At 35.0% G+C, this 3,325-nt stretch carries 3 protein-coding genes; all 3 read right to left on the minus strand.

Annotated elements, in window-relative coordinates:
* Positions 1 to 331: 331 nt before the first annotated feature.
* A complete protein-coding gene (gene mazF / locus LEP1GSC199_RS19825) occupies positions 332 to 679 on the minus strand; it encodes an endoribonuclease MazF (protein ID WP_002991304.1) in 348 nt (115 codons plus the stop codon).
* Positions 673 to 909, minus strand: coding sequence for an AbrB/MazE/SpoVT family DNA-binding domain-containing protein (locus tag LEP1GSC199_RS19830; RefSeq protein ID WP_002991307.1), 237 nt, complete (start codon positions 907 to 909; stop codon positions 673 to 675). The genes mazF and LEP1GSC199_RS19830 overlap by 7 nt, the downstream gene beginning before the upstream one ends.
* 249 nt (positions 910 to 1,158) lie before the next feature.
* A complete protein-coding gene (locus LEP1GSC199_RS19835) occupies positions 1,159 to 2,850 on the minus strand; it encodes an ATP-binding protein (protein ID WP_002991310.1) in 1,692 nt (563 codons plus the stop codon).
* Between the last annotated feature and the right edge of the window lie 475 nt (positions 2,851 to 3,325).

Genomic DNA, 3,325 nt, shown 5'->3' on the forward strand with positions numbered 1-3,325 from the left:
GCCAGCGCAAATTTTTCTCTTAAATCTTAAAAAGCTAAAATCCTTAATAACACATTCAAATTAATATTGCACGCCGAGTCTTTTTAAAAGCTTTAAGCACCACAAAAATCATAAAAAAATTTGCGCGTTATAATCTTTCGATCAACTAATTGCAATTAACGAACTAGCTAACCGACGTAGGCTGGCCCTGACGCCTCCGTACGGAGGCGTTAGGGATTGGCACGACGCTTGCGAATGCAAGAGAAGTGCCAAAAGCCTATGTGCCGAAGGCCGAGCGAGGGCGCAAGTCCCGAAGCGAAGTGGTTAGCGGCAGTTAGTCGAAGTTGTCCTGTTAAAAGGAAAATATTAATAATTTTATATTTTCTTCAACTTCTTTTAAAGACGATTTCTCAATGACTTCTATAAATTCAGCATTTCGACTTGTCCAATCTAAACTTTTTATTTGATCAGATAGAACAGCGCCCTTTATATTTTTACCTTTAATAAGAACTTCAAATGGATATCCCTTTTCTTTACTAGTTATAGGACAGAATATTGCTAATGAAGTTTTAATATTGTATTGTAAAGGTGATAGAACAAGTGCAGGTCTTCGTCCCATCTGTTCGTGGCCTGCTTGTGGATTAAAGTTTAACCAGACAATGTCACCTTGTTTTGGAATATACTTATTCTTACTTACCAAAACTCATTTCCTACTGGTGAACCAGACTCGATTTCGCTGTGTAGATTTTTCTTGCTAATTTTTTTTAATTTTTGTTCTAAAGTTTCTTTAATATACGGATAGATTATTATCTTATTTCCTTCTTGAATAACTTCAACATGACTGCCATCATCAAGTTCTAATTGTTTTGCGAATAGTTTGGGTATTCTTATTCCTAAACTATTTCCCCATTTTTGTATAGTCGATTCCATAGTATAAACAATGTATATACCTGGTTTATCGGTCAATCATTTTTTATTCAATTTTTTTTTTGGATTTGGGCAATTTCGACTAACGAATAGACTTACCGAAGTTCCCCGACCCTGAGTCCCGGAACGGGACGTTAGGGACTGGCATGTAGCTTGCGTAAGCAAGGCGAATGCCAGAAGGGGAATTTGCCGGAGGCCGAGCGAGGGCTTGTCCCGAAGCGTAGCGGTAAGTCGCTGTTATGCGCCGTAATTTTAATCTACACTCTTCGAGTTTCGTGGTCGGAAATCCAATTGATGTTTCTCTTTAAGATAATCTTTTAAAACATAAACTTCTATTTTAAAACTTCCGCTCGGGTCATCGAGGAAATATTTCGTATAGTTCTCGGAATCTGAAAATATTACTTTTAATTTTCTTTTCTTACCTGCAATATCTGTGACTTCTTCATCATGTTTGATTTTAGTATCCCAACATATAACGCTAAGTGTGTTTTCGAAAGAGTGATTAAAATTTTCTTCTAAAGCATATTTGAATTCGACGTAGAATAATTTTGCCTGTTGGATAGGTGTGTTATCTGCTCCTTTTGCAATTACATCTATACCGCTATGAGTATCAAAATCAAGGATTTTAAAAGGAAAAATATTTGGATTAATTGTTAATAATTGAATCACTAATGCATATACTCCTTGTTCCCTCTGAGGTTCAATTAATGTTATATTTCCGAATTTAGCGATATTAGTTTGTTTAACTTTCCTTATTCGCCATTCATAATCCTTTTTTTCCTTATTGATAGTATTGTGAGCAAGGGCCTGATCTTCCAGCCATGATATAGATCTCCAATCATCCGATTCAATGATATCATCAAAGATTTTCCGAACTTCTTTCTCTATTGAACTAAGAATTTCTGATGGTGTATTGTCGATAGAGCCACGATTAGCAGTTAACCTGAGGTGCTGAGAGTTTACAAAAGCATGAAATCGGGTATATTCAGACCCTTTATAACTTATCCAAGTATTTTTTCTTTGAATAGGTATGAAATCTTTACATAGCCAAAGTCCGTATCTCTCCTGTACAGTATAAGAACCATTCGGTGCTTGATAACCAGACCGTCTCAACATTTGATTATAAGAGTATTTTACTCGGCTACCCTCAATTTGAAAAATTGCATCAATTTTTATATCAGGAAATTCTGCTAAATGTATATCCTTTTTTATAATTCGTTTAGAGTAATAATCTGGAGCCTTCGTTAGATATTGATCGAACAAATCATTTATTGGAATTGATTCCTCTGGAAAAAAATGACCTGATTCAAGAAGCTCGAATGAATTGCTATTTAAGCCTTTTAAATTTATCATAAAAGTTTTATTATTGTTACCTATTTGATTTTCCCACGTACCAAATTTAGTAAACCAATATATATAATCCTTTAATTGTTCATGAGTAAACCTTTCGCTCCTGTTATTGTTATAACCTAAAATTTCTATTGTAGTACCTTTATGGTTTTCTGGAAAACTTTCAACTTTAACTTCTGGCAACATTCTTTGATGTAATTTCCTAAATGGTTCTTCCAATTCAGCTATGTATTTTTTGTCTGTTTCGTGTTTGGTTGTTACTTTAAGATTTCGTGAATTAAAATAAACTTTAGTACCATGTCCTTTTTCACCAATTTTGGATTCTTCTTCTCGCTTAGTAGAATTTCCAAGATCAAAGAAACTTTGTAATTCCTGCCTTGTCATTCCTTCGCCATTATCTTTTATGATTACTTTTAGAAATCTTTCCCCGAAGATATTAATCGTGGTAAATTCAATTTCCATAGAGTTAGCATTAGCATCATAAGCATTGCTAATGGCTTCTCGAATTAAATCAAGTGGATTAGAGAAATCGTTAGCTATTTCAATAAATTCTTGAGTAGGATCTACCGTTGGTGTGATTATAAATCTTTCCATTTTTTTTCCTTGTTATTTAGAATTTTTAAATTATGGCGTATAACGAACTAGCTAACCGACGTAGGCTGGCCCTGAGCCTCTGTAGGAGGCGTTAGGGATTGGCACGAGGCTTGCGTAAGCAAGAGGAGTGACAAAAGCCTATGTGCCGAAGGCCGAGCGAGGGCGAAGTCCCGAAGCGAAGTGGTTAGCGGTAGTTAATTGCAGTTGGTTTCCTGTTGTAATTGAGACAGATACGAAGTGTGCGAAATCCCAGCGCAAATTTTCATTCTTATTCTTTGTCTTCAAAGCCCGATAATCATTTTTGAATCATGCAAACCGTGACGAAAAAATAATAGGAAATGTAGCGAAATAAATCTCTTAATTCTTATTCTTTTCTTTAAAGCGCTTGAATCATTAACAAAGTAATAAAACCGATATAAAGATCTATTATTGAATTGAGCAAAGTTGGACTCTCACCTTTAAGAAAAATTGCGCG

The sequence above is a fragment of the Leptospira vanthielii serovar Holland str. Waz Holland = ATCC 700522 genome (genome assembly GCF_000332455.1).
Taxonomy (GTDB): Bacteria; Spirochaetota; Leptospiria; order Leptospirales; family Leptospiraceae; genus Leptospira_A; species Leptospira_A vanthielii.

Bases quoted from the DNA above. Each gene is read 5' to 3' on its own strand.
- LEP1GSC199_RS19835 (WP_002991310.1), bottom strand. From the start codon at position 2,850: ATGGAAAGATTTATAATCACACCAACGGTAGATCCTACTCAAGAATTT.
- LEP1GSC199_RS19830 (WP_002991307.1), bottom strand. From the start codon at position 909: ATGGAATCGACTATACAAAAATGGGGAAATAGTTTAGGAATAAGAATA.